This window comes from Sinorhizobium sp. (assembly GCF_059070375.1).
The window spans coordinates 1,667,732-1,691,719 of record NZ_JCACWC010000003.1 but is presented as its reverse complement, the minus strand read 5'-3'; the positions used below and the strand labels follow the sequence as shown (position 1 = coordinate 1,691,719).

At 61.6% G+C, this 23,988-nt stretch carries 22 protein-coding genes; 10 read left to right on the top strand and 12 right to left on the bottom strand.

The annotated features are described in order from the left end of the window. Positions 1-36 precede the first annotated feature (36 nt). Genes AC5J09_RS20135 through coaD form a run of 3 tightly spaced genes read right to left on the bottom strand, consistent with a single transcriptional unit; the run spans position 37 to position 1,661 of the window. The gene (locus tag AC5J09_RS20135; protein ID WP_003529604.1) at positions 37-546 is read right to left on the bottom strand and encodes a peptidylprolyl isomerase; all 510 of its coding nucleotides are present in this window, start codon (positions 544-546) and stop codon (positions 37-39) included. A 24-nt stretch (positions 547-570) separates the two neighbouring features. Then, on the bottom strand, positions 571-1,143 hold the full coding sequence (locus AC5J09_RS20130; RefSeq protein WP_018097677.1) for a peptidylprolyl isomerase: 573 nt from the start codon (positions 1,141-1,143) through the stop codon (positions 571-573). 26 nt (positions 1,144-1,169) lie between these two features. Further along, positions 1,170-1,661, bottom strand: coding sequence for a pantetheine-phosphate adenylyltransferase (gene coaD, locus AC5J09_RS20125; protein ID WP_018097678.1), 492 nt, complete (start codon positions 1,659-1,661; stop codon positions 1,170-1,172). Between the two features lie 225 nt (positions 1,662-1,886). Here coaD and AC5J09_RS20120 point away from each other — a divergent pair, with 225 nt between their 5' ends. Then, positions 1,887-2,018, top strand: a complete 132-nt coding sequence (locus AC5J09_RS20120) for a hypothetical protein (RefSeq protein WP_003529597.1) — start codon at positions 1,887-1,889, stop codon at positions 2,016-2,018. Positions 2,019-2,261: 243 nt separating this feature from the next. Here the strand turns inward: AC5J09_RS20120 and AC5J09_RS20115 are convergent, their stop codons facing one another. The 3 genes from AC5J09_RS20115 to AC5J09_RS20105 all read right to left on the bottom strand — a co-directional run bounded on the left by AC5J09_RS20115 (position 2,262) and on the right by AC5J09_RS20105 (position 6,159). Next, positions 2,262-3,662, bottom strand: coding sequence for an MATE family efflux transporter (locus AC5J09_RS20115; protein ID WP_494298331.1), 1,401 nt, complete (start codon positions 3,660-3,662; stop codon positions 2,262-2,264). Between the two features lie 167 nt (positions 3,663-3,829). Beyond that, positions 3,830-5,089, bottom strand: a complete 1,260-nt coding sequence (locus AC5J09_RS20110; RefSeq protein WP_494298330.1) for a TCR/Tet family MFS transporter — start codon at positions 5,087-5,089, stop codon at positions 3,830-3,832. Positions 5,090-5,250: 161 nt separating this feature from the next. Then, entirely contained in the window at positions 5,251-6,159 is a 909-nt protein-coding gene (locus AC5J09_RS20105) for a LysR family transcriptional regulator (protein WP_100673993.1), read from the bottom strand. A 117-nt stretch (positions 6,160-6,276) separates the two neighbouring features. Between AC5J09_RS20105 and AC5J09_RS20100 the strand changes: the two genes are divergently transcribed. Next, positions 6,277-7,275, top strand: coding sequence for an aldo/keto reductase (locus tag AC5J09_RS20100; protein WP_494298329.1), 999 nt, complete (start codon positions 6,277-6,279; stop codon positions 7,273-7,275). A gap of 41 nt (positions 7,276-7,316) precedes the next feature. Here the strand turns inward: AC5J09_RS20100 and ypfJ are convergent, their stop codons facing one another. Continuing rightward, the gene (gene ypfJ, locus AC5J09_RS20095; RefSeq protein ID WP_018097684.1) at positions 7,317-8,252 is read right to left on the bottom strand and encodes a KPN_02809 family neutral zinc metallopeptidase; all 936 of its coding nucleotides are present in this window, start codon (positions 8,250-8,252) and stop codon (positions 7,317-7,319) included. Between the two features lie 214 nt (positions 8,253-8,466). On the opposite strand from ypfJ, the gene AC5J09_RS20090 reads away from it, so the two are divergent. From AC5J09_RS20090 to AC5J09_RS20080, 3 genes are all read left to right on the top strand, one after another. Further along, on the top strand, positions 8,467-9,510 hold the full coding sequence (locus AC5J09_RS20090; protein ID WP_494298328.1) for a zinc-dependent alcohol dehydrogenase family protein: 1,044 nt from the start codon (positions 8,467-8,469) through the stop codon (positions 9,508-9,510). A gap of 201 nt (positions 9,511-9,711) precedes the next feature. Then, positions 9,712-13,203, top strand: a complete 3,492-nt coding sequence (carB, locus tag AC5J09_RS20085; RefSeq protein ID WP_494298327.1) for a carbamoyl-phosphate synthase large subunit — start codon at positions 9,712-9,714, stop codon at positions 13,201-13,203. Positions 13,204-13,286: 83 nt separating this feature from the next. Continuing rightward, a complete protein-coding gene (locus tag AC5J09_RS20080) occupies positions 13,287-13,631 on the top strand; it encodes a DUF6894 family protein (RefSeq protein ID WP_494298326.1) in 345 nt (114 codons plus the stop codon). 3 nt (positions 13,632-13,634) lie between these two features. Here AC5J09_RS20080 and AC5J09_RS20075 read toward each other — a convergent pair whose 3' ends face one another. After that, positions 13,635-15,077, bottom strand: coding sequence for an MFS transporter (locus AC5J09_RS20075; protein ID WP_494298927.1), 1,443 nt, complete (start codon positions 15,075-15,077; stop codon positions 13,635-13,637). 318 nt (positions 15,078-15,395) lie between these two features. Here AC5J09_RS20075 and greA point away from each other — a divergent pair, with 318 nt between their 5' ends. Both greA and AC5J09_RS20065 read left to right on the top strand, forming a co-directional pair. Beyond that, a complete protein-coding gene (greA, locus tag AC5J09_RS20070; RefSeq protein WP_003529568.1) occupies positions 15,396-15,872 on the top strand; it encodes a transcription elongation factor GreA in 477 nt (158 codons plus the stop codon). An 80-nt stretch (positions 15,873-15,952) separates the two neighbouring features. Next, a complete protein-coding gene (locus tag AC5J09_RS20065) occupies positions 15,953-17,008 on the top strand; it encodes a glycosyltransferase family 4 protein (RefSeq protein WP_494298325.1) in 1,056 nt (351 codons plus the stop codon). A gap of 5 nt (positions 17,009-17,013) precedes the next feature. On the opposite strand, the gene AC5J09_RS20060 is transcribed toward AC5J09_RS20065, so the two are convergent. The 4 genes from AC5J09_RS20060 to AC5J09_RS20045 all read right to left on the bottom strand — a co-directional run bounded on the left by AC5J09_RS20060 (position 17,014) and on the right by AC5J09_RS20045 (position 20,487). Beyond that, positions 17,014-18,036 carry a glycosyltransferase gene (locus AC5J09_RS20060; protein WP_494298324.1) on the bottom strand — a complete coding sequence of 341 codons (1,023 nt, stop codon included), beginning with the start codon at positions 18,034-18,036 and terminating at the stop codon, positions 17,014-17,016. Continuing rightward, positions 18,033-19,064, bottom strand: a complete 1,032-nt coding sequence (locus AC5J09_RS20055) for a glycosyltransferase (RefSeq protein WP_494298323.1) — start codon at positions 19,062-19,064, stop codon at positions 18,033-18,035. The genes AC5J09_RS20060 and AC5J09_RS20055 overlap by 4 nt, the downstream gene beginning before the upstream one ends. A gap of 18 nt (positions 19,065-19,082) precedes the next feature. Next, entirely contained in the window at positions 19,083-19,919 is an 837-nt protein-coding gene (locus AC5J09_RS20050; protein WP_494298926.1) for a glycosyltransferase family 2 protein, read from the bottom strand. Positions 19,920-20,016: 97 nt separating this feature from the next. Beyond that, positions 20,017-20,487 carry an Lrp/AsnC family transcriptional regulator gene (locus AC5J09_RS20045; RefSeq protein ID WP_003529557.1) on the bottom strand — a complete coding sequence of 157 codons (471 nt, stop codon included), beginning with the start codon at positions 20,485-20,487 and terminating at the stop codon, positions 20,017-20,019. A gap of 434 nt (positions 20,488-20,921) precedes the next feature. Here AC5J09_RS20045 and trxB point away from each other — a divergent pair, with 434 nt between their 5' ends. The 3 genes from trxB to AC5J09_RS20030 all read left to right on the top strand — a co-directional run bounded on the left by trxB (position 20,922) and on the right by AC5J09_RS20030 (position 23,962). After that, the gene (trxB, locus tag AC5J09_RS20040; RefSeq protein ID WP_494298322.1) at positions 20,922-21,896 is read left to right on the top strand and encodes a thioredoxin-disulfide reductase; all 975 of its coding nucleotides are present in this window, start codon (positions 20,922-20,924) and stop codon (positions 21,894-21,896) included. 233 nt (positions 21,897-22,129) lie between these two features. Further along, positions 22,130-23,026 (top strand): LysR family transcriptional regulator VtlR, encoded by an 897-nt coding sequence (locus AC5J09_RS20035; RefSeq protein WP_003529555.1) that lies wholly within the window; start codon positions 22,130-22,132, stop codon positions 23,024-23,026. A gap of 645 nt (positions 23,027-23,671) precedes the next feature. Continuing rightward, positions 23,672-23,962: an ArsR/SmtB family transcription factor gene (locus tag AC5J09_RS20030; protein ID WP_100674004.1), complete on the top strand. Its 291-nt coding sequence runs from the start codon at positions 23,672-23,674 to the stop codon at positions 23,960-23,962. Positions 23,963-23,988: the final 26 nt, after the last annotated feature.

The following is a 23,988-nucleotide window of genomic DNA, read 5'->3' as shown; positions in this document are numbered from 1 at the left end:
TCGATGACGATCCAAGGCAACATGCAGTAGCGCAGATCAGGCGTCGGCGGCAACCCGCATCGAAACGATGGTATCCGGATCGCGGACCGGTTCGCCGCGCTTGATGTTGTCGATATTCTCCATTCCTTCGACGACCTGGCCCCAGACCGAATACTGCTTGTTGAGCCAGGGAGCGTCGGTGAAGCAGATGAAGAACTGGGAATTGGCCGAGTTCGGCATCTGGCTGCGCGCCATGGAGCACGTTCCGCGCACATGTGAAACGTCGGAGAATTCGGCCTTCAGATCCGGCTTCGAGGAACCGCCCATGCCCGCGCGGGACGGGTTGAATTGCTCGCCGCCGGTCTTGCCGTATTGCACGTCACCGGTCTGGGCCATGAAATCCTCGATCACGCGGTGAAAGACCACCCCGTCATAGGCGCCTTCACGCGTCAGTTCCTTGATGCGGGCGACATGGCCCGGAGCCACGTCCGGCCGCAGCTCGATCACCACCCTGCCCTTTGTGGTTTCCATGATGATCGTATTTTCCGGATCCTTGATCTCGGCCATGATTCTTCTCCTTCTGTTTCAGTCTTACCTGCCGACCTTAACGCTGATCATGCGATCTGGATCGGCGACGGCACCATTATTGGCGTCATCGCCGAGCTTGATCTTGTCGACATTCTCCATGCCTTCGACCACCTTGCCGACGACCGTGTACTGGCCGTTGAGGAAATCGCCCGGTGCGAACATGATGAAGAACTGCGAGTTGGCACTGTTTGGATCCTGGGCGCGGGCCATACCGACCGTGCCGCGCTCGAAGGGAACGTCGGAGAACTCGGCCGGAAGGTTGGGCTTGGACGAGCCGCCGGTTCCAGCGCGATCGGGCTGGTAGCCGTCCTTCACGTCGCCGAACTCGACGTCGCCGGTCTGGGCCATGAAGCCCTTGATGACGCGATGAAAGGCGACATTGTCATATTCGCCCGCCGCGGCCAGTTCCTTGATCTGCTGGACGTGCTTCGGGGCGATATCCGGACGCAGTTCGATGACCACCGGACCATCCTTGAGCTGAACCGTCAGAATGTTTTCGCCGGACTGCGCCAGCGCACCTCCCGTGAAGGTTGCGAGCGCCAAGGCTCCGGCAAAAGCGAATTGGAGAATCTTCATTGGGACTCCTTGCGTGATGTAAAGCTTTATTTGCGCTTTGCCTGCAGCGCCTGGTGAACCGCCCCGGGGACGAAAGCGCTGACGTCACCGCCCATAGCCGCGATCTGCCGAACCAATGTGGCCGTAATGGGCCGCGAGGCGGTACCTGCCGGCAGGAACAGGGTCTGAATGTCAGGGGCCATCTGCCGGTTCATGCCCGCCATCTGCATCTCGTAGTCCAGGTCCGTTCCATCGCGGAGCCCCCGGACCAGCAGCCTTGCGCCGTGCTTGCGGGCGGCATCGACCACGAGATTGTCGAAAGAGACGACGGAGATGTCGGCTGCCCTCTCCGGCAGCGTCTCCTCAAGCGCGGCCCGGATGAGATCCGCCCTTTCGTCGAAAGTGAAAAGCGGCGCCTTACCGGGATGAACTCCGATCGCGACGATGACCTTAGCTGCGACGTTCAATGCCTGGACGAGTACATCGAGATGCCCGTTGGTGATCGGATCGAAGGAGCCGGGATAGAAAGCCGTGGTCATCGCGCCTGTTTCCGTTTGGTGAAGCCTTTTGTCACGGACGGCCGCGGACCGCAAGGGTTGTACGATCCTTGCTTCCTGTTCCCCCGGAAACATCGTCGGCAAAATGGTGAATGCTAGATGAACGCAACGTTCAAGAGGGTTTCACACCGCAAGTCTTAGTGTGGAGCCAAGTCGACGGGAACTTTTTTCAGTACCTGCCGTTTAAAACCACGAAAGGAGACGGCCATGGGACTTGCTCTATTTTCGATGGCGATGTTCTTCGCGATGGTCGTTGCGACGATCCATGCGCTGCGAGACGAGGACCGTGACCGCGCGACCGTGCTGTTGCCGCTGGCCGATAGACGCAGGCGCAAATGACGAATTCTAATATCGTGGCTCGCCACAGTTGAAACCAATGCCTCCAGGAAACTTCTCGCCGGAAGTTTCACAAGCGATCCCATTCTTCCCCTGATGCGATCGCTTCTACAAGCCGGACGGTCTCCCCTGCCCGTCCGGCTTTTTCTTTGCGCACATGCCCTGCCTTTCTGGCTGGATACCTGTGACAAGCACAGGAATGAGGAAATCAAACAAGACGCCGCGGGTATCCGATCTCGACAGGCCTTAGCCGGCCGGGGCCACGCTCACCCTGCGGAGGAGACGGAAGAAGCGCCAGTTGAGCAACAGCGCCGCAGACGCAAGACCGAGGACGAAGCCGAACCAGACGCCGACGCCGCCGAAACCCAGCGGAAAGGCAAAAGCCCAGGCGCAGAAAAAGCCGATCGGCCAATAGGCGATCATCGCCAGGATCATCGGTATGGTCGTGTCCTTGAGGCCGCGCAGCATGCCGGCGGCAATGGCCTGCAGGCCGTCGACGAGCTGGAAGGCACCGGCGATGACGATCAGTGGTCCTGCAAAGGCGAGAACCTCGGCTGCATCGGGCCGCCTCGTATCGAGGTAGAGGCCGGCAAGCTCGTGCGGAAACAGGGCGAAAATCGTGCTGCCGACGGCAGCAAAGCCGACGCCGAGCGTCAGCACGGCAATTGCGGCACGCTTCACGCCTACCATGTCGCCGCTGCCATAGGCCAATCCTATGCGAACCGTTCCGGCCTGCGCCAGCCCAAGCGGGATCATGAAAGCGATGGACGCGAACTGGAGTGCTATGCCGTGGGCAGCCAGTTCGATGGTTCCGATCGTGCCCATGAGCAGCGAAGCCACGGTAAACAGGCTGACTTCCGCGAGAATCGTCACGGAGATCGGAATGCCGAGATAGACCACCTCTCCGAAAGCGGGCCAATCCGGCCGCCAGAAGCGGACGAACAGCTCGTAGCGATGCAGTTCCGGCTGCCGGCGGATATAGCCTATCGTCAGGGCCGCACCGAGCAGGGCCACGCCGAGAGCGGCGACGGCCGCTCCGAAGATGCCCAGCTCCGGAAAACCGAAATGGCCGAAAATCAGGACATAGCAAAGCGCGGCATTCAGAACCAAGGTCACGAGCGTCACGTAGAGGATCACCCCTGCCCGCTCGAGCCCGCTCAAGAATGCCCTGAGGACCATGAAAATGAGGCTGGGGAAGATCGCCCATTGCGCGATATGCAGATATTCTCCCGCAAGCGCAGCGACTTCGGGTTTCTGCCCGGCAAAGAGAAGGATCGGCTCGGCCATCCAGAGGACCGGCGCAGTCAGCACGCCGTAAAGCAGCACCACCCACATGCCCATGCGTACCGAGCGCCGCACGGAGACCTGATCGCCCCGGCCCTGCGCCTGAGCAACCATGGGGACCACCGCATTGGCAAATCCGCTGCCGAATATGAAGACCGTGAAGAAGACCTGCGTCGCGAGGATGATCGACGCCAGCTGGGTGGCGCCCAGCTGGCCGACCATGAGCACGTCCGTCGTATTGATTGCCAACTGGGCCAGCTGGGCGCCGATAAACGGCACGCCAAGATAGAGGCTCGCGCGAAAATGCGTGGGCCATGAATTGTCGCTCTGCGCAAGCACGAGGTCTTTGGTCGCGGTCAGCATGAGGAATCCTGGCTCTGCACCGGCAATGGGCAAAGGGCAAAATGAAGAAGAGAGAACGAATTAGAGCACCACCAGGGCTTGCGCCAGCGGTAAAGGCCGAACTGCTCGATTTTTCATCGATCGATCAAGAATATTGATCAATCTGGAGGCAGGGAAGCCACGGACCGCTATGCCTCCGTCACGCTCGGAACGGCATCCTGGATGACATTTCCCCGGCCGGCGCGGACCTTGGCAAGGAAAATCACCAGCGCGGCGACGATCAAACAGCCTGCCAGGGCATAGGGGGCGCCGGAAAAGCGATAGGCGGCTGCAGGGTCGGTGAAGAAGGCGAAAATTTGCGTGAACATCAGAGGCCCGAGGATCGTGGTGATGCTGGATATGCTGGTGAGCGCACCTTGCAGCTCGCCCTGTGCCGAAGGCGGGACATGGACGGAGGCTATGCTGCGGAGCGGTGGGTCGGCGAGGCTTTCGAGCGCCGTCGCGACGATCACCGCATAGACCATCCAGCCTTCCCAGGCGGCCGCATAGCCGGCCATCCCGAGGGCTGTGAAAGTGAGTCCGAGCGCTGCCGTTCGCCTTTCTCCCAGTGCGGGCACGACGCGGGGGAGCACCAGCGCCATCACGATTGCGCCGCCGACACCGAAGATCCCCAGCGAAAGTCCGATCTGCCCTTCGCTCCACCCGTAGCGATAGGAAGCAACGAAGGACCAGACGGCCGGGTAGACGGCGTGAGCCAGCCAGTAGAGGAAGAAGACGAGGCCTACCCAGCCGATCCCCGGATAATGCCGCATCTGCTTGAGCGCGCCGAGCGGATTGGCCCGATGCCATTCGAAGCGGCGCCGGTTGGCCGGGGCGAGCGTTTCCGGCAGGAGAAAGACCCCCATGATGAAATTGACGAAGGAGAGCGCTGCAGCACCATAAAAGGGCACTCTCGGGCCCAATTCGCCAAGGAAGCCTCCGATGACCGGGCCGAGCGCAAAACCGGTGCCGAAGGCAATGCCGATCAGCCCGAAATTCTTGGCGCGGTTCTCATCGTCGCTGACATCGGCAATGTAGGCGGATGCGGTGCCGAAGCTCGCGCCGCTGATGCCGGCAAGGCTGCGTCCGATGAAGAGCATCCAATAACTGGTCGCAAGCGCACAGATCAGGTTGTCGATAGCGAATGTCAGCACGGAGGCGAGCAGGACCGGCCGACGCCCGAATCGATCGCTCAGATTCCCGATAAGCGGTGCGAAGAGAAATTGCATCGCCGAATAGACGAGCAACAGCCACCCGCCGTCGATAGCGGCCTCGCCGACATCCGCGCCCGTCAGCTCCTCCAGATAGGTCGGCAACACCGGGACGATGATTGCGATGCCCATGATGTCGAGGAAGAGAATGAGGAAGACCAGGAACAGGCCGCGTCTCACGAATTTCTTGTCGAGCATGAAGCTCCCTCCCCGCTTTCCGCCGGAGCGGAGACAGAACGTGAACGACGTTACCAGATTAGGTGTAACGGCTTGCCTGATCCGAAACAATACGTGAACATGTCAAAGTTTAAGATGGTATCGATCGGTTGTGCTGATAGCTCGTATAGCCTCCGCGTGCATCATTGCCCCGCATGCCGCTGCTCCGACTTCAGGAAGTCCACGAAGGCGCGCACGGGCGCCGGCAGGTGCCGGCGACCGGCATAGTAAAGGAACGGCCCGGGAAAGCTGGTCTCCCATGCTGCGAGGATGCGAACCAGTCTCCCGGCCTCGATCTGCGGCATCAGGAACTCCTCGAAGGTACGGATCACCCCCAGGCCGTCGACGGCCGCGCCGAGCTCGAGGTCGACCGAATTGGCGAGCACTGCCGGCGGCGGCGCAATATTCATCGCCATTTCTCCCTCGCCAAATTCCCACGGCAGCGAAACGCCGTTCTGGAATCGGTGGCGGATGGTCGCGTGGTCGAGAAGATCGCGCGGATGTCGCGGTTCGCCGTGCCGGGCGAGATAGTCCGGAGCGGCCGCTGTGATGTAGCGCTGCACGCGCGGACCGATGGGAATTGCGATCATGTCCTTCTCGACGCGCTCCTCGTAGCGCACGCCGGCATCGAAGCCGGCGGCAAGCACATCGATGAAGCCATCCTCGGCGGTGACCTCCAAGGTGATCGCCGGATGCGCTTTCATGAATCGGCCGACGAGCGGCGGCAGGATGACCCTTGCGACGATGGTCGGAACGTTCAACCGCAATGTACCTGCCGGACTGCCGCGCTCGCTCGCCACCTGATCGAGCGCTCCGGCAATCTCCCCGAGCGCCGGCGACAGCCGCTCGAGCAAGCGCTTGCCCGCTTCCGTCGGCGTGACGCTGCGCGTCGTGCGGTTGAGCAATCTGACGCCGAGTCTCGCCTCCAGCCGTCGCAGGGCTTCGCTGAGCGCCGAAGCGGAAACGCCGCGCTTGCGGGCGGCCGTACGAAAGCTGCGCTCCCGTGCAACCGCGGCAAAGGCGTCGAGATCGGCAAGCGGCAGATCATGCATTGTACAAAATTCAGAACAAGTCGTTTGGCTTGTGGGTGATTATCGCACACTGCCATCCGAAGTAAACATGCATCGACGCAAGCGGCCGCGGGACGGCCTCATCAAAGGAGAAACGAGATGCATATGGTTTCGCTCGGGAATTCCGGTCCGAATGTCTCGGCAATCGGGCTTGGCTGCATGGGAATGTCGGGCATGTACGGTCCGTCCGATCGCGCGGAAAGCATCGCCACCATTCATGCGGCCCTCGATGCGGGCATCACCCTGCTCGACACCGGCGACTTTTACGGCATGGGGCACAACGAGATCCTGATCGGCGAGGCGCTGAAGGGACGCAATCGAGACCAGGTGCAGTTGAGCGTCAAGTTCGGCGCATTGCGGGATCCGGCCGGCGCATGGCTCGGTTACGATGCACGCCCGAACGCTGTACGCAACTTTCTCGCCTATACGCTGCAGCGCCTTGGTGTCGAATATATCGACGTCTATCGCCCCTCCCGTCTCGATCCGAACGTGCCGATAGAGGAGACGATCGGTGCCATTGCCGACATGGTAAAGGCAGGCTATGTGCGCCATATCGGTCTCTCCGAAGTCGGCGCGGACACGATAAGGCGCGCGGCAGCCGTTCACCCGATCTCAGACCTCCAGATCGAATATTCGCTGGTTTCGCGCGGCATCGAGGACGAGATCCTGCCGGTCTGCCGCGAACTCGGCATCGCCGTCACGGCCTACGGTGTGCTGTCGCGCGGGCTGATCAGCGGCCACTGGCAGAAAGATGCCGCAAAGGGCGGCGACTTTCGAGCGATGAGCCCCCGGTTTCAGGAAGGAAATGTTGAGCGAAACCTCGCCTTGGTCGAGGCGCTCAGACGCATCGCCGAGGCCAAAGGCGTTACCGTCGCCCAGATCGCCATCGCCTGGGTCGCCGCTCAAGGTCATGATATCGTGCCGCTCGTCGGTGCGCGCCGGCGGGACCGTCTCGCCGAAGCACTCGGCGCGCAGGCGGTCCGACTGGATGCTGACGACATGTCTGAGATCGAAAGCGCCGTACCGAAAGGCGCCGCCGCCGGTGCGCGTTATCCGGAAGCACAGCTCGTGCACATGGACAGCGAGCGGCAGAGATGACGAAGGAACGCCGGACCGGGCAACCCGGTCCGGCATTGTGATCAGATAGCGCCGGAGAAGGTGTCGCAATCCGACATCTTGCCGCTGTCGAAGCCCCGCTGGAACCACCGCATCCGCTGCTCGGACGTGCCGTGATTGAAACTTTCCGGGACGACATAGCCCTGCATGCGCTTCTGCAGGGTGTCGTCGCCGATCTGGGTCGCAGCGTTCAGCGCCTCCTCCAGATCGCCACGCTCCAGCAGCCCCTTCTGCTCGGTGTATTTGCCCCAGATTCCGGCGAAGCAGTCCGCCTGCAGTTCGACCCGGACCGACATCTGGTTCGCCTCGGCCTCGCTCATGCGCTGCCGCATTTCATTGAATTTGGGCAATACGCCGATCAGGTTCTGGACATGATGGCCGACTTCGTGCGCAAGCACATAGGCTTGGGCAAAGTCGCCGGAGGCTTCGAATTTCTGGGCCAGCTCGTCGAAGAAGCTCATATCGAGATAGACCTTGCGGTCGCCCGGGCAATAGAAAGGACCCGAGGCGGACGAGGCAAAGCCGCAGGCCGAGCGGACCGAGCCGCTGAACAGCACCAGCCTCGGTTCTTCATATTGCTCGCCGCTTGCCTGGAAGATGCCGTTCCAGGTGTCCTCCGTCTCGGCAAGAACCGTGGCCATGAAGGCCTTCATCTCTTCTTCCTCGGCCGTGCCCTGCGGCGCCCCCGAACCGTCGCTCTGCTCGAAGCCCGGCATGTTCGCCGGGCCCCCACCCTCGAGCACCTGGAGCATGTCGATGCCCATCGCCTTCAGGACGAAATAGAGAATGACGAGGAAGATGAGCGTGCCGAAGCTCATGCCGCCGCCGGCGCGACGCATTCCGCCGCCACCACCCGGCAGGCGGAATCCACCGCCACGACCGAAAGGACCGCCTCCCCGGGGGCCGGCCCCGCGTTGATCCTCGATGTTTCCGGACTGGCGGCGGCCCTTCCATTCCATGATCTGTCCTCCAGAAGGCGTCGCCTCTACTTTAGCGCGCTGAGTGATTTTATAAGCCGGGGCGGCAATCCTTGTAAAACGCAATCGCCGTCACCCGGTTGCATGCGACGCATCGTTTTGTCGAGCGGAGCTGCCGGCGCAAAGGGCAAGGGCCTCAGGATTGACGCTCGCGCCGTGTTCGGCTCCAATGGAAAGCAGGCGACGGGAGGAACAGATGAAGGCAGTGCGTCTGGAGTCGGTGGGCAATATCTCCGTTCGGAACGTCGAGATTCCCGTGCCTGGGCCTGACGATCTGCTCGTCAAAGTGGAAGCCTGCGGCATCTGCGGGACCGATCGTCATCTTCTTCATGGAGAATTTCCGTCGACGCCGCCGGTAACGCTCGGCCATGAATTCTGCGGCATCGTCGTTGAAGCGGGGAGCGGCGTTCGAGACATCGCACCGGGTGCGAGGATTACCGGAGATCCCAACATCTCCTGCGGTCGCTGCCCCCAGTGCCAGATGGGCCGGGTCAATCTCTGCCGGAACCTGCGCGCGATCGGCATCCATCGCGACGGCGGCTTCGCCGAATACGTCCTGGTGCCGCGCAAGCAGGCGTTCGAAATTCCGCTTACTCTCGATCCCGTGCACGGCGCTTTCTGCGAGCCTCTCGCCTGCTGCCTGCACGGTGTCGATCTTTCGGGCATCAAGGCGGGCTCGACGGTGGCGATCCTGGGCGGCGGCGTGATCGGCCTGCTGACGGTGCAGCTCGCGAGGCTCGCCGGCGCCACGACGGTCATTCTGTCGACACGCCAGGCAGCGAAGCGTCGTCTGGCCGAGAATCTCGGCGCCACCGCATCGGTCGACCCATCGGCCGGCGACGTCATCGAGGCGATCGCGGGTCCGGCAGGTCTCGTCCCCGGAGGGGTCGATGTCGTCATCGAGTGCGCCGGAGCACCGGAAACGGTGAAGCAGTCGACGCGCCTCGCCAAAGCGGGCGGTACGGTCGTGATCCTCGGCGTGCTGCCACAAGGCGAAAAAGTCGAAATCGAACCGTTCGACATTCTCTTCCGCGAGCTCCGCGTGCTTGGTTCCTTTATCAATCCCTTCGTCCACCGCCGCGCGGCCGACCTGGTCGCGGCAGGCGCGATCGAGATCGACCGGTTGATTTCACGGCGCATATCGCTCGATGAGGCGCCTGATGTCATTTCAAATCCCGCCGCTGCCGGCGAGGTGAAGGTATTGGTGATCCCGTCCGCCGAGCGGGTGGCGCAGCAGTAGCGATTCCATAGGAGAACGTTGGTTCGAGAGGCGGAACAAATATCTTCGCTTTCTTGTCGATTCCCGAATTTTCGGGGTTCCGCTGGCGAAAACATTTGCCTATAAGCCGCTTCTAGCCTGAAAAGACCATCAATGCGCGACCCGGCCGGTGACCTCCCAACCTGGCCGGTTTTTCGCGCAGCTAGAAACGGATGATTGCCCATGCCGAAGCGCCAAGACATCAAATCGATCCTCATCATCGGCGCGGGGCCGATCGTCATTGGTCAGGCATGCGAATTCGACTACTCCGGCACCCAGGCGTGCAAGGCGTTGAAGGAGGAAGGCTACCGCGTCATCCTGGTCAACTCCAACCCGGCGACGATCATGACCGATCCGGGACTGGCGGACGCGACCTATGTCGAGCCGATTACGCCCGAGGTCGTCGCCAAGATCATCGCCAAGGAACGCCCGGACGCCCTGCTGCCGACCATGGGCGGACAGACGGCGCTCAACACGGCCCTGTCGCTGCGCCGCATGGGCGTGCTCGACCGCTACAATGTCGAGATGATCGGTGCGAAGCCCGAGGCGATCGACAAGGCGGAAGACCGTGCCCTGTTCCGCGAGGCCATGGCGCATATCGGCCTGGAGACGCCCAAGTCGCGGCTGGCGAACGCCACGGACATCAAGGACCACGACCGCAAGTCACACGAGGCGGAGCGCTCGGCCCTCAAGGCGAAGCTTTCCGGTGACGAACTCGACAAGGCGCTGGACGAACTCGAAAACCAGTGGAACCTGGGCGAGGGCGATCGCAAGCAGCGCTATGTGAACCATGCCATGGCGATCGCCGCACAGGCGCTCGACGATGTCGGCCTCCCCGCGATCATCCGACCGTCCTTCACGCTCGGCGGCACCGGCGGCGGCATCGCCTATAACCGTTCGGAGTTCTTCGAGATCGTGGGCAGCGGTCTGGACGCGTCGCCGACGACGGAAGTCCTGATCGAGGAATCGGTCCTCGGCTGGAAGGAATATGAAATGGAGGTCGTCCGCGACAACGCGGACAACTGCATCATCATCTGCTCGATCGAGAACATCGATCCGATGGGCGTCCACACGGGCGATTCGATCACCGTTGCGCCGGCGCTGACCTTGACCGACAAGGAATATCAGATCATGCGCAACGCCTCGATCGCGGTGCTGCGCGAGATCGGCGTCGAAACGGGCGGCTCGAACGTCCAGTTCGCCGTCAACCCTGAGAATGGCCGCCTCGTCGTCATCGAGATGAATCCGCGGGTCTCGCGCTCCTCCGCACTCGCATCGAAGGCCACCGGCTTCCCGATCGCCAAGATCGCCGCCAAGCTCGCCGTCGGCTATACGCTCGACGAGCTCGAGAACGACATCACCGGCGGCGCGACGCCCGCATCCTTCGAACCCTCGATAGATTACGTCGTCACCAAGATCCCCCGCTTCGCCTTCGAGAAATTCCCGGGCGCCGAGCCGACGCTCACGACCGCAATGAAGTCGGTGGGCGAAGTCATGGCGATCGGCCGGACCTTCGCCGAATCGCTGCAGAAGGCGCTGCGCGGGCTTGAGACCGGGCTGACCGGACTTGACGAAATCGAGGTTCCCGATTTCGACGACAACGGCGACGGCCGCAATGCCATCCGCGCTGCGCTCGGCACGCCGACGCCGGACCGCCTGCGCATGGTTGCCCAGGCGCTGCGTCTCGGCATGAGCGAAGCCGAAGTGCATGAAGCCTGCAAGATCGACCCCTGGTTCATTGCCCAGTTCAAGGCGATCGTAGACATGGAGGCGCGCATCCGCGAGCATGGCCTGCCCACCGACGCCGAGAACCTGCGCATGCTGAAGGCGATGGGCTTCTCCGACGCCCGGCTTGCGACGCTTACCGGCAAGCGTCCGAAAGAAGTGGCAGAGCTCCGCAACGCACTGAACGTGCGCCCCGTCTACAAGCGCATCGACACCTGCGCGGCCGAGTTCGCATCGCCGACCGCCTACATGTATTCGACCTACGAGACGCCTTTCGTCGGTGCCGCCCGGTCGGAGGCGCAGGTTTCCGATCGGAAAAAGGTCGTCATCCTCGGCGGCGGACCGAACCGGATCGGCCAGGGCATCGAATTCGACTACTGCTGCTGCCATGCCGCCTTCGCACTGAAGGACGCCGGCTACGAAGCGATCATGATCAACTGCAACCCGGAGACGGTTTCGACAGATTACGACACCTCCGACCGGCTCTATTTCGAGCCCCTGACGGCAGAGGACGTGATCGAGATCATGCGTGCCGAACAGGAAAACGGCACATTGCACGGCGTCATCGTCCAGTTCGGCGGCCAGACTCCGCTGAAGCTTGCCGAAGCGCTGGAAAAGAACGGCATCCCGATCCTCGGCACCGCGCCGGACGCGATCGACCTCGCCGAGGACCGTGATCGCTTCCAAAAGCTCCTGATGAAGCTCGACCTCAACCAGCCGAATAACGGCATTGCCTACTCCGTCGAGCAGGCCCGCCTCGTCGCCGGCGAAATCGGCTTCCCGCTGGTCGTGCGCCCGTCCTATGTTCTCGGCGGTCGCGCCATGCAGATCATCCATTCGGAAAGCATGCTGCAGAGCTATCTGCTCGATACCGTTCCGGGGCTGGTTCCTGAAGATATCAAGCAGCGCTATCCGAACGACAAGACCGGCCAGATCAACACCTTGCTCGGCAAGAACCCGCTCCTCTTCGACAGCTACCTGACGAATGCGATCGAAGTGGACGTCGATTGCCTTTGCGACGGCAAGGATGTCTTCGTTTCGGGCATCATGGAGCATATCGAGGAAGCCGGCATCCACTCGGGCGACTCCGCCTGCTCGCTGCCGGTGCATTCGCTCGGCACGGAGATGGTCGACGAGCTGGAGCGTCAGACGGGAGCGCTTGCCAGGGCGCTGAATGTCGGCGGTCTGATGAACGTGCAGTTCGCCATCAAGGACGGCACCATCTATGTGCTCGAAGTGAACCCGCGCGCTTCACGCACCGTTCCTTTCGTCGCCAAGACGATCGGCGCGCCGATCGCCAAGATCGCCGCCCGCGTCATGGCCGGCGAAATGCTCGACGAGGCGATCGCCGCCTATGGCAAGAAGCCGGATCCGCGCAACCTGAAACATATCGCCGTCAAGGAGGCCGTGTTCCCCTTCGCCCGCTTCCCGGGCGTCGATACGCTGCTTGGCCCGGAAATGCGTTCGACCGGCGAGGTCATCGGCCTCGACACCGACTATGCGCTGGCCTTTGCCAAGTCGCAGCTCGGTGCCGGCGTCGACCTGCCGCGCGACGGAACGGTTTTCGTTTCGGTTCGCGACGAGGATAAGGAACGGGTGCTGCCCGCGATTCGCATTCTCGCCGATATCGGCTTCAAGGTCATGGCGACCGGCGGCACGGCGCGCTTCCTCGGCGAGCAGGGCATCGTGGCAACCAAGATCAACAAGGTCCTGGAAGGACGGCCCCATGTCGAGGACGCCATCCGCAACCGGCAGGTCCAGCTCGTGATCAACACGACCGACGGCAACAAGGCGATCTCCGACTCGAAATCGCTTCGCCGTGCGACGCTGATGCAGAAGGTGCCCTATTACACGACGATGGCCGGCGCCGAGGCCGCGGCACTCGCCATCAAGGCACTGAAGGCAGGCAACCTCGAAGTGCGTCCGCTGCAGAGCTACTTCGAAGCCTGACCATTGCGGATTTACGCTTCTGAACGCAGCCTGAATGTCCGATTCAGGCTGCGTTCCATTGCCGCATGGTTCCATGCCCCGACATGCGGAAACGGATCACCCGTGACGCGCATGGTTGGGGCAACGACATGCAGCTATATTTCTTCGATCTTCATTGGGATGACGATTGTGTCACCGATGACGAGGGCATCCTTCACTTCGATGAGGGATCGGCGCTCTATTACGCCCAGCGCATTGCCGACAGGATCGGCCGCGACGCGGATTATGGTTCCCTGAAGGTCGCGATACGCTCGCAGGCAGGCGCGCTCCTTGCAACGGTCACGCCTTCGCAGGGCCGCGCCGCCGAACAGGAAGCCCTGCTCGGCCGCCGCCCCGGCCTGTTCCCGCATCCGTTCAAAGCCGGCCTTGCGCCGGCCGCCGCTCGGTGAACGCTACTGGATGGCTGCCCTGCCCTCGCATCGCGCCAGCCGCAGGGTCCTGATCCCGAAGAAGAGCGACGCGGCGGCGAGAACGCAGCCGAGCGCGAAAACGCTCAGCATTGCCGTCGAAATCACCCGAGCGCTGACACCTTCGTCGAATCCTCCGGCATTGGCGACCGCTCCGAAAACGGCCGCGCCGATCGCGTAGCCGGCGGATTGCAGCGTCGGCAGCAGCGCCGAGGTCTTGTCGCGTTCCTCGATGGTTGAGACGTTCATCAGCAGCTGGCTCAGCGTTCCCCAGCAAAGGCCGAAACCGGCTCCGACGGCGCTCTGGCTGACGAAGACGAGGCCGTATTCGCCGGAGCCGACGGCGAGCGTCAATCCGCCGAGGCCGAGGCAGAGGAACAACGGCCCGGTCCAGACCAGCCGTACGCGCGTCTCGTGAGAGCGAAGGCTCGCGACGATGATTGCCGTCAGGCTCCAGGATATGGCCATCAGGGCATTCGAGAAGCCGGCGGCGGTCGGACCGAAACCCCAGAGATGTTGCAGCGCGTAGACGAGATAGACGGAGCCCGAGGCCTGTGCCAGAGGCATCAGCAACACGACCCAGAGCCCTGTTCCAAGCGGGCGGTCGAACGAAAACGCGCCGAAGGGGAGGATGGACTGCGGCGATCGGCGGTCGAAGCGAACGGTTGCGACGAAGACCGCGAGTGCCGCCGCCAGCAGCGCCGACATCCTGTAGCCGTCGGCAGCCGTATTCGAAAGCGAGATCAGCATTATGCCGAAGCCGAACGCCACGAGGCGCAGCAAGGGAACCGGTCCGGCCGCCCTTGGACCTTGCTTTGGCTGACGAAGGATTGCGACGACGAGCGCTATGAAGATTGCGGCTGCCGGTATGTTGACGAAGAAGGCCGCACGCCAGGACCAATATTCCGTGAGCAGGCCGGATATCAGCGGCCCCCCGAAGGCGGCGGCAGCCCATACGATCGCTTCTGCGCCGAAGATCTTGGGCACCAGCCGCTGTGGAAAGAGCTCCGGTATCAGCGCGTAGCACAGGGCGGCAATGATACCCTCCCCAAGGCCCTGAAGCACTCTCCCGGCCAGAACCTGCGGCATGCTGCTCGCCATCGTCGCGATGGCCGTGCCCGTCGCGAAGACGAGCGCGGCAACGATCAGCGTGTTGCGCGCACCGAACCGGACCTTCAGGCTTGCCGCCAAGGCGCCACCGACGATGGCGAAAACGAGGTAAAGCGTGAAGGCCCAGGACAACAGGGCGGCTCCGCCAAATTCCGCGACGGCCGTCGGCAGTGCCGTCGAGACGAAGAACTCGTTGAAGGCAAAAAGCGCGACGCCAAGGCACAGCGTCACGGTAGCGGCGAGGTGGCGCGGCCGAAGGAGCTCGCTCCAGCTCCCCTCCTCCACGTCGATCTCCGTCTGCGGCGCCGGACCGGCCACTTGTGATTCCTCTTCGACTAAACTCATGATTCGGCCCCGTGTGGTTGGTATGGAGCCGGCACTGATACGACCTCAATCGCGGTTGAGGTAAAGAGGCTTTACTGAGAATCTCACCTTTATCCCAACCCGCCGGAAGCCGCGGATCGACATGACGTGCCGCGCGAGGATCGCGAAAAATCTGGCTTTCGGACTTCGGATTCTGTTATAAGATCGGTTCGGTTTGTTCGGACGGTTCCGGTGCTTGCGCTCCGGAGGCCGTTTTCTTTTGCGCTGGCGCCGCCGAAAGGCGGCGCCGCGTGTTTGATGAAGGATGATGAAATGGTCGACAAGGTGCCCATGACACAGGGTGGATTCGTCAATCTGCAGGAGGAGCTGCGCTGGCGCCAGCAGGAAGAACGGCCGCGCATCATCGAAGCGATCGCCGAGGCCCGCGCCCATGGCGACTTGTCGGAAAACGCCGAATATCATGCGGCAAAGGAAGCCCAGAGCCATAACGAGGGAAGAATTTCCGAACTCGAAGACCTGATTGCGCGCGCCGAAGTCATCGATCTTTCGAAAATGTCCGGATCGAAGATCAAGTTCGGCGCCAGGGTGAAGCTCGTCGACGAGGATACGGAAGAAGAAAAGACCTATCAGATCGTCGGCGATCAGGAGGCCGACGTCAAACAGGGACGCATCTCCATCTCCTCTCCGATCGCCCGCGCGCTGATCGGCAAGGAGGTCGGCGACTCGATCGAAGTCAATGCACCGGGCGGGTCCAAGGCATATGAGATTCTCGCCGTTCAATGGGGCTGACCTGCCTTTAGGGGCGCGCCGGCCCCGCGCCGCCCCTCCTCCCTCGAATTGATTGTCGCAGGCGCAAGGAGAGCGCACAGGTGGTCGATATCCGCGACGTCGAAGTGATCGCGCCCAATTTCAAGCAGCGCCTGTCCGGCGTCACCTCGACAATCATTCAGCTGGTGCCTGTGCAGCGTGCCCTTGGACAGAAGATCGCGGTTCTCGGACCGGGCCTTCCCAAAAGCCTTCCTTCGGTCCGCTTTCGCGATCTCATTCATCTCTGGAAGAGGCCCGAAGGCCGGCCCTGCCGCGTTTGGCACGCGCGCCGAAACGTCGAAATGCTCCCGGCCATCCTGCTGCGCGACCTGCTGCGCATGAAGATCCGGATCGTCTTTACCTCCGCTTCGCAGCGCCGGCATACCGGCTGGAGCAAGTTCCTCATCCGCCGGATGGACGCGGTTATCGCCACCAGCGGCAGGACGGCCGCCTATCTCGATGTACCGAACACCGTCATCCTGCACGGGATAGACACCAAGCGCTTTCAGCCACCCTTCGACAAGGCGGAGGCGAAGAAGGCGCTCGGCCTCGATCCCGCGAAGAAATTCGTGGGATGCTTCGGGCGCGTACGACATCAGAAGGGGACCGACCTCTTCGTCGACAGCATGATCGCCCTCCTGCCCTGCCGCCCGGGCTGGGGCGCTATCGTTGCCGGGCGGGCCACCGGCCCTCACCTCGCCTTCGAGTCGGAACTGAAGGAACGCGTCGCCAAGGCCGGTCTCTCCGACCGGATCCTGTTCGTAGGCGAACACACGAATATTCCCGACTGGTACCGCGCCCTCGATCTCTTCATCGCCCCGCAACGCTGGGAAGGCTTCGGCCTGACGCCGCTCGAAGCAATGGCGACCGGGGTCCCCGTCGTGGCAACCGATGTCGGCGCGTTTTCGGAACTGGTAACCAGCGGTTCCGAAGAGACCGGCCTCATCATTGCGGCCGACGATCTCAAGGCGATGGTCGATGCGGCAGCCGCTTTCATGGACGACCTGCCGCGGCTTGCCGCCGCCGGCGCCAACGGTCTGGCACGGACCGCCGAAAACTTCGCCATCGAGCAGGAAGCCCGCGCGATCGGAGCGGTTTACGAAAGCCTGATGCGCTGATCTGGCTACGGCTTCGAGGCAAACAGCTGCAGATAGGCGTCAGTGATCGCTTCCCTTGAGAACTGACCGACAAGCGTCTCGTGTCCGCGCTCGGCCAAGCGCGTGCTCAGGGAATTGTCGGCCACGATCTGCTCGATGGCGCGGGCGAAACCTTCGGCATCGCCGATATCGACCATCAGGCCGTTTTCGCCGTCGCGCATGAACCATTGCGGCCCCTCGGAACGGGTCGATACGACTGGCGTTCCCTGGGCCCATGACTCGAGAATGACGTTGCCGAGCGGCTCGTGGCTGGACGACATCACGAAGACATCGGCCGCAGCCAGGAAGGGCCTCGTGTCTTCCTGCCAGCCGGCAAAGCGAACGCGGCTGGAAACGCCGAGGTCCGTCGCGAGCTTGTGCAGATTGTCACGCTCCTCTCCATCGCCAAGCAGCCAGAGATAGATCCCCGGCAGTCTGGCGACCGCTTCGATCAGCGTATGAAACCCTTTCCGCTCGACGAATCGGCCCATGGACATCACCACGGGCGCATCGGCTGGCGTATCGAGCATTGCCCGGTCTATCGCCTCGACGCGCCCGGTTCCGGTGAAATTGGAGATGACCCTTATCTCCCGTTTCCAGCCGAGACCTCGAACGCGCTCGGCAATTCCCGGCGTGTTGCACACGATGCAGTCGGTGTTTCTGAAATAGCTCAACCGGGTCGGATAATCGCCGAGGCGCGAGATCTTGAGTGCGCCTTTGTAGTTCGGCATCAACTCGCTTGCCCGGGGCGCCCAAGCCATCAGGACATCGGGCTTCTCGCGCCGGGCCATGTGCTTCACCTTCAACGGCAGCAGGATCCGATCGAGCGAGAAGTTCCGAAAATGGCTCTCCCGGATCTTCGCGGCGCCTTCGATGTCTCGCCGCCAGCCGCGTCCGGGGCGGATGATCGCCGACTGCTCGACGCCGCGTTCCGCAAGCGCATTGACCAGGTGTACGAAGAAACGCTCGGCGCCGCCGTCCTTGCCGAAATGAAAGTGAGTGACTTTCATCGCTTTGCGACACCTCTGTCGAAAAGGTCGAGATAAGCGTCGGTGATCGCTTTTTCGGAGAAGCGCGTGCGCAAGGTTTCGCGGCCGCCGGCGCTCAGCCTCTCGCGAAGTGCCGGATCGTCGCGTAGCCGCCGAATGGCCTCTGCAAGACCCACGTCATCGCCGCAATCGACCATGAGAGCATCGCTCTCATGCGTCATCACCCAGGATGGCCCCTCGGCGCGAGAGGCTATCGTGGGCTTTCCGGCGCCCCAGCCTTCGAAGCAGACATTGCCGAGAGGCTCGTGCGACGAGTTGATGACGAAGGCGTCGCCGGCGGAGAGAAAACCATAGGCGTTGGTCTGCCATCCGGTGAAGCGGACGCGATCGCGAAGCCCGAGTTCGTCGGTCAGCTGCTCGAGCTGCTCTCGTTCCGGACCATCCCCGACCAGCCAGAGATAGGTGTTGTCCACCTCCTTCACGGCGCGGATGAGCCCTGCGAAACCCTTGCGTTTGACGAAGCGGCCCATGCCGACCACGACGAAGGCATCCGCCGGCGTCTGCAGGTCGGCCCGCGCTACGGGCGATGCAGGCTTTGCGCGGGTGAAGTTCGCGATCACCTCGATGTCGCGCTTCCAGCCAAGTTCGCGAACCTTGGCGGCCATATCCGGTGTGATGCAGACGAGTGTCTCGACATTGGTATAGTAGCCGAGATGTTCGGGATAATCCCCCAGCCGGGAAATGCGAAATGCCTTGGCGTGAGCCGGCATGAAGCGGCTCGCCCGCAACTGCCAGGCCATTATGACGTCCGGCTCGAACGCGCGAAGGACCCGGTTCATCCGCCATTTCAGGAGGAAGCGGGAAAGCGAAATGCGCCGAAAAACCCCTTCATAGATCGTAGCACTGTTCTCCAGGTCCTTACGCCAGCTGCGGCCCGGGCGGATCAGTGCGCGTTGTTCGACGCCCCTCTCATGCAGCGCATTGACGAGATTGACGAAGAACCGCTCCGCACCGCCCTCCGTGCCGAAGTGAATATGCATGACCTTCATGCCGAACCCCTTGATCGATCAATGCGAAAGCGCATCATCCACATTCGGGCGCGCCTTCAGAGCGTGCCGCTGGTAGATCTTCGCCGCCGTCAGGAAGGCATAGACCGCCCCGGTCATGGCCTCGATGAACCCCGACAGGCCGCAGCGCCAGAGACCGTTGCGGAAATAGAGCCTGAGAAAATAGATCGGCGGGGTGAAGATGAGCTTGTAGAAGCGCGGCCGTTTTCCGGATTCGACCTGCTGGTCCGCTTTCAGCGTCGAATATTTGTTTTCCTTCAGGATCTGCTCGTCCATGACCAGCGGACGGAAATGAAGGAGACTGCCGGTCCGGGCATTGTCGACGTTACCCTCGGGAACGATGCCTTCATGGACTTTCTGGCTAAGGTCGTAACGTCCCTTGCCGCGCCGGATCAGCCGCAAGTTCCGCCGCTCGCGGACGTTTTCGGGGGTGTAGCCATAGCCGATCAGATAGGGACGACGCGCCACGCGCCAGCCGACGGTTTCGGCCGAGGCTGCGAGCAGCTCAGGCAGCAATTCCCGCAGCGCCTTGTCCAATCTTTCGTCCGCATCGATGTTGAAGCACCAGGGCTGGCTGCATTGCTCGAGCGCGAACTGCTTCTGCCCGGCATAGCCGCGCCACGGCTCGTACATGAAACGGATGGGCCATCCCGCGTCGATGTAGGATTGAACCAAAGCGGCGGTGCCGTCCGTCGATCCGGAATCGACGATCACGATTTCCGCACACCGCTCGAGGCTCTCGATGCATTTGCCGAGATAGGCCTCCTCATTCAAGCAGATGATGAAGGCTGAAAGCGGAATCTTGGGGGTCGTATGGCCGTCCCGCGTCGCCGGAATCGGCAGGGTTCCCTCGCTCTCGTCCTGGTAATTGCTCAATTCATTCGGTCCGCGGGGCGTTTGGTTGCGATGCTCGGCGGCCGGGCCGCCCTGCACATCAGATTTCTACCTGACATGCGTCCTTCACTTGACGGATCGTCAGCATCGTCCGCACCGTGTCGACATTCTCGGTGGCGGTCAGCTCTTCAATAACGAAATCCTGAAAGCTCGCAAGGTTTTCGGCCACGCACTGCAGCAGAAAATCCGATTCCCCGGAGACCATCCAGGCCTCGCGAACAAGGGGCCACGAGGCGGTGCGGGCGGCAAACGCCTTCAGATTGGCATCGGACTGGTGCTTGAGGCCGACCATGCAGAAGGCGACGAGGTCGTATCCCAGCGCGGACGCGTTCAGAAGCGCACGATAGCCTCTGATGACGCCGGCCTCCTCGAGCTTGCGCACGCGGCGCAGGCACGGAGGAGCCGAGATCCCCACCCTCTCGGCCAGTTCCACATTCGTGATTCGGCCGTCGTCCTGCAGTTCGCGCAGTATCTTCATATCGATGGCATCGAGCTCGACGCGTACGACCATTGCCCAAATCCCCAATCCTGCCGGCCTTGCGGGGAAGGCCCCGTTTTATCCGCCGATCAACTGCACCACAGGCCGTAACCGCAGCACCTATCCGTCCGCACCAAAAGGGCGCCTGGCGGCGGCTGCCCCCAGGCTGTCTCCGTGCTTGGGTAGCACGTAACCGAATGCCGATACGAGAGCGCTTGCAGTTGCATGCACAAAAACCTTGTGCGCCCGGGCGCTGGAGCGTGTTATGCCGGTGCTGCGGGTCAAAACCGATGCAAATATGCCCGATCTGGTGTCAAATCGACGCTGACCACGCAACCACTTGTGTGTATCAGAGGACGCGCCCTTGAAAGTGCGCGCTGTGAATACCTAAAGTAAGGCAATATTTGCATTGGCGGATTGCACCGGAGGACGCTCCCTGCTCTCTCCGGCGGACGAAGGACAAAAGCATGACTGCGCGCCACACGAAAGTGTTGATTATCGGTTCCGGCCCTGCCGGTTATACCGCGGCCATCTATACGGCGCGAGCCATGCTTTCGCCGGTCCTCATCGCCGGTATGGAACAGGGCGGCCAGCTGATGATCACCACGGATGTGGAGAACTATCCGGGCTATGCCGATCCGGTCCAGGGGCCCTGGATGATGGAGCAGATGCTGAATCAGGCGATCCACGTCGGCACCGAAATCGTCAACGACCTCGTAACCGACGTCGACCTGTCCGTCCGCCCCTTCCGCATCAAGACGGATAGCGGCACGGATTGGTCGGCGGACGCCTTGATCATCGCCACCGGCGCCAAGGCGAAATGGCTCGGCATCGAAACCGAGCCGACCTTCATGGGATTCGGCGTTTCCGCCTGTGCCACCTGCGACGGGTTCTTTTATCGCAACAAGGATGTCATCGTCGTCGGCGGTGGCAACTCCGCGGTGGAGGAAGCACTTTATCTCTCCAATCTGGCGAAGACCGTCACCGTCGTTCACCGCCGGGATGCTTTCCGCGCGGAAAAGATCCTGCAGGAGCGCCTTTTCGCAAAGCCGAACGTCAAGGTGATTTGGGACCACGAGGTTCTGGAATATCTCGGGACGCCCGCAAAGCCGCCGATGCCGGCCTCGGTCAATGGCGTGAAGCTTCGCAACACCAAGACCGGGGAAACATCCGACATGTCCATCGACGGCGTTTTCGTTGCGATCGGTCATGCGCCTGCGGTCGAGCTCTTCAAGGGCAAACTTCGCCAGAAGTCGAACGGGTATCTCTGGACTGCGCCGGATTCCACCGCGACGGACGTCCCGGGCGTCTTCGCCGCAGGCGACGTGACCGACGACATCTATCGGCAGGCGGTTACCGCCGCCGGCATGGGTTGCATGGCTGCGCTCGAAGCGGAGAAATACCTGGCGGGTCATATGCCCGTCGCAATTGCAGCCGAATAGAAGCTGCTAAACAGGGCACGCGCCGGGATCGGGGGCGCGGCTCTGCGAGCGCGGGATGAGGAAAAGTGCGTGCGGTTTTCCGCCGTATCCCGCGTCTCAACTTATTAGAATCGATCACGTTCATGATCTTAGGTCGATCCGACCAAGATTATCGTGATCTAGGGAACAGATGCATCGGTCGTCTCCGGAGAAAAGTGGCAAGCTTTTCCGGCTGAGCCTTTATGGGGGATTCTATGTCGCTGGACTGGGACAAACTGCGCATTTTCCATGCGGCGGCCGAGGCTGGCTCGTTCACGCACGCGGCAGACAAACTCCACCTTTCGCAGTCGGCGATCAGCCGGCAGGTCAGTTCGCTCGAGCAGGATGTCGGTATCAAGCTCTTTCATCGGCACGCCCGCGGCCTGATCCTCACCGAACAGGGCGAAATGCTCTATCGCACCGCGCACGACGTGCTGATGAAGCTCGAAAGCGTCAAGGCGCAGCTTAGCGAGACGACGGACAAGCCGAGCGGAAAGTTGCGGATCACGACCACGGTCGGCCTCGGCCAGGGGTGGCTGACCGACAAGATCCAGGAATTCATGTCCTTGTATCCGGAAATCCAGGTACAGCTCATCCTCGACAACGAGGAACTGGACGTGAACATGCGTCATGCGGACTGCGCCATCAGGCTGCGGCAGCCGCAACAGTCGGATCTGATCCAGCGCAAGCTCTTCACCGTGCACATGCATGTCTATGCCGCGCCGTCCTACATCAACAAATATGGCGAGCCACAGTCGCTTGACGATCTCGACAATCACCGGATCATCACCTTCGGCGAGCCCGCCCCCAACTATCTGCTCGACGTTAACTGGCTGGAGATTGCCGGACGCGATTCCGACAATCCGCGCATTTCGCATCTGCAGATCAACAGCCAGACATCGATCAAGCGCGCCTGCCTGCTCGGCATCGGCATCGCCATGCTTCCGGACTATATCGTCGGCCGCGATCCCGGTCTCATTCAACTGCCGATCAGCGCCGACATCCCCTCTTTCGATACCTATTTCTGCTATCCGGACGAATTGAAGAACGCGGCGAAGCTGAAAGTCTTCCGCGATTACATCGTCGCTAAAGCGAGAAACTGGAACTTTTGACGTTCCGTTCAATTGCCCGATTTGTGAGCAATTGCCAGCTTCTTGCGTAAGCCTTTGTTATTGTATGTCTCTTTTCGAACGAGAGCGAAGCTCCTCGCGAAGCGCGTCCTTGTGCGCTGCAAAAATGAGCAGCGATGCGCAAACGGCATGGCTGTCATGCATATTAAATGATTGCCGACAGCCCAAAAAAGCAGCATACCACACTCAGCTGATGCATCTTTGGTGGCTTCTCCTCCCAGTGCCACCGCAGCAGCTGTTCCCCTCTGGAGGTTTTAATTACCTTCACAACTACAAGGGCCCAAGTTTTCTTGTGGCCCTCTTTTTTTGCCTGCGGGAGCCCCACAGCCTTCAGTTGCGAAAATCTTCGGAACGGCTATTGAAAGCGGCTACGGCCCTCCCCATATCTCTTTCAGCTGGTGCATCTAGCGGCTTTCTCCTCCCCAGCCGCTGCAGCAGCTGTTCCCCTCTGGAGGTTTGAAACCTTCACAACTGAAAGGGCCCAAGTTTCTTGTGGCCCTCTTTTTTTGCCCGCGTTTTGCCCGGCATTCACACGTCATTTGGGACCTCGGTATTCACGACGTTGTGACTTCCTGTATCGAATTTTAGCGATATATATATGGAAGAAACTAAATACGTCGAAATACGATGGATAGAGACGAAATCCTCAAAGCACTGGCGCATCCGACGCGCATGGAGATCCTGACCTGGCTGAAGGAGCCGCAGACGCATTTCTCCGGCCAGGAGCATCCGCTCGACATGGGCGTCTGCGCAGGGCAGTTCGAAAGATGCGGCCTGTCGCAGTCGACGGTTTCATCTCATCTCGCCGTGCTGCAGCGCGCCGGTCTGGTGACGACCCGCCGCGTGGGCCAGTGGGTCTTCTATCGGCGCAATGAGGAGACCATCGCAGCGTTTCTGAAGACCATCGGCGATCTCTGATTTCCCCCACTTCCTCCCAAGTCTCA

What these genes read in the sequence shown, in the direction of transcription:
- AC5J09_RS20135 (WP_003529604.1), bottom strand. Translation starts at nt 546, where the DNA reads ATGGCCGAGATCAAGGATCCGGAAAATACGATCATCATGGAAACCACA.
- AC5J09_RS20130 (WP_018097677.1), bottom strand. Translation starts at nt 1,143, where the DNA reads ATGAAGATTCTCCAATTCGCTTTTGCCGGAGCCTTGGCGCTCGCAACC.
- coaD (WP_018097678.1), bottom strand. Translation starts at nt 1,661, where the DNA reads ATGACCACGGCTTTCTATCCCGGCTCCTTCGATCCGATCACCAACGGG.
- AC5J09_RS20120 (WP_003529597.1), top strand. Translation starts at nt 1,887, where the DNA reads ATGGGACTTGCTCTATTTTCGATGGCGATGTTCTTCGCGATGGTCGTT.
- AC5J09_RS20115 (WP_494298331.1), bottom strand. Translation starts at nt 3,662, where the DNA reads ATGCTGACCGCGACCAAAGACCTCGTGCTTGCGCAGAGCGACAATTCA.
- AC5J09_RS20110 (WP_494298330.1), bottom strand. Translation starts at nt 5,089, where the DNA reads ATGCTCGACAAGAAATTCGTGAGACGCGGCCTGTTCCTGGTCTTCCTC.
- AC5J09_RS20105 (WP_100673993.1), bottom strand. Translation starts at nt 6,159, where the DNA reads ATGCATGATCTGCCGCTTGCCGATCTCGACGCCTTTGCCGCGGTTGCA.
- AC5J09_RS20100 (WP_494298329.1), top strand. Translation starts at nt 6,277, where the DNA reads ATGCATATGGTTTCGCTCGGGAATTCCGGTCCGAATGTCTCGGCAATC.
- ypfJ (WP_018097684.1), bottom strand. Translation starts at nt 8,252, where the DNA reads ATGGAATGGAAGGGCCGCCGCCAGTCCGGAAACATCGAGGATCAACGC.
- AC5J09_RS20090 (WP_494298328.1), top strand. Translation starts at nt 8,467, where the DNA reads ATGAAGGCAGTGCGTCTGGAGTCGGTGGGCAATATCTCCGTTCGGAAC.
- carB (WP_494298327.1), top strand. Translation starts at nt 9,712, where the DNA reads ATGCCGAAGCGCCAAGACATCAAATCGATCCTCATCATCGGCGCGGGG.
- AC5J09_RS20080 (WP_494298326.1), top strand. Translation starts at nt 13,287, where the DNA reads ATGCGGAAACGGATCACCCGTGACGCGCATGGTTGGGGCAACGACATG.
- greA (WP_003529568.1), top strand. Translation starts at nt 15,396, where the DNA reads ATGGTCGACAAGGTGCCCATGACACAGGGTGGATTCGTCAATCTGCAG.
- AC5J09_RS20060 (WP_494298324.1), bottom strand. Translation starts at nt 18,036, where the DNA reads ATGAAAGTCACTCACTTTCATTTCGGCAAGGACGGCGGCGCCGAGCGT.
- AC5J09_RS20055 (WP_494298323.1), bottom strand. Translation starts at nt 19,064, where the DNA reads ATGAAGGTCATGCATATTCACTTCGGCACGGAGGGCGGTGCGGAGCGG.
- AC5J09_RS20045 (WP_003529557.1), bottom strand. Translation starts at nt 20,487, where the DNA reads ATGGTCGTACGCGTCGAGCTCGATGCCATCGATATGAAGATACTGCGC.
- trxB (WP_494298322.1), top strand. Translation starts at nt 20,922, where the DNA reads ATGACTGCGCGCCACACGAAAGTGTTGATTATCGGTTCCGGCCCTGCC.
- AC5J09_RS20035 (WP_003529555.1), top strand. Translation starts at nt 22,130, where the DNA reads ATGTCGCTGGACTGGGACAAACTGCGCATTTTCCATGCGGCGGCCGAG.
- AC5J09_RS20030 (WP_100674004.1), top strand. Translation starts at nt 23,672, where the DNA reads ATGGATAGAGACGAAATCCTCAAAGCACTGGCGCATCCGACGCGCATG.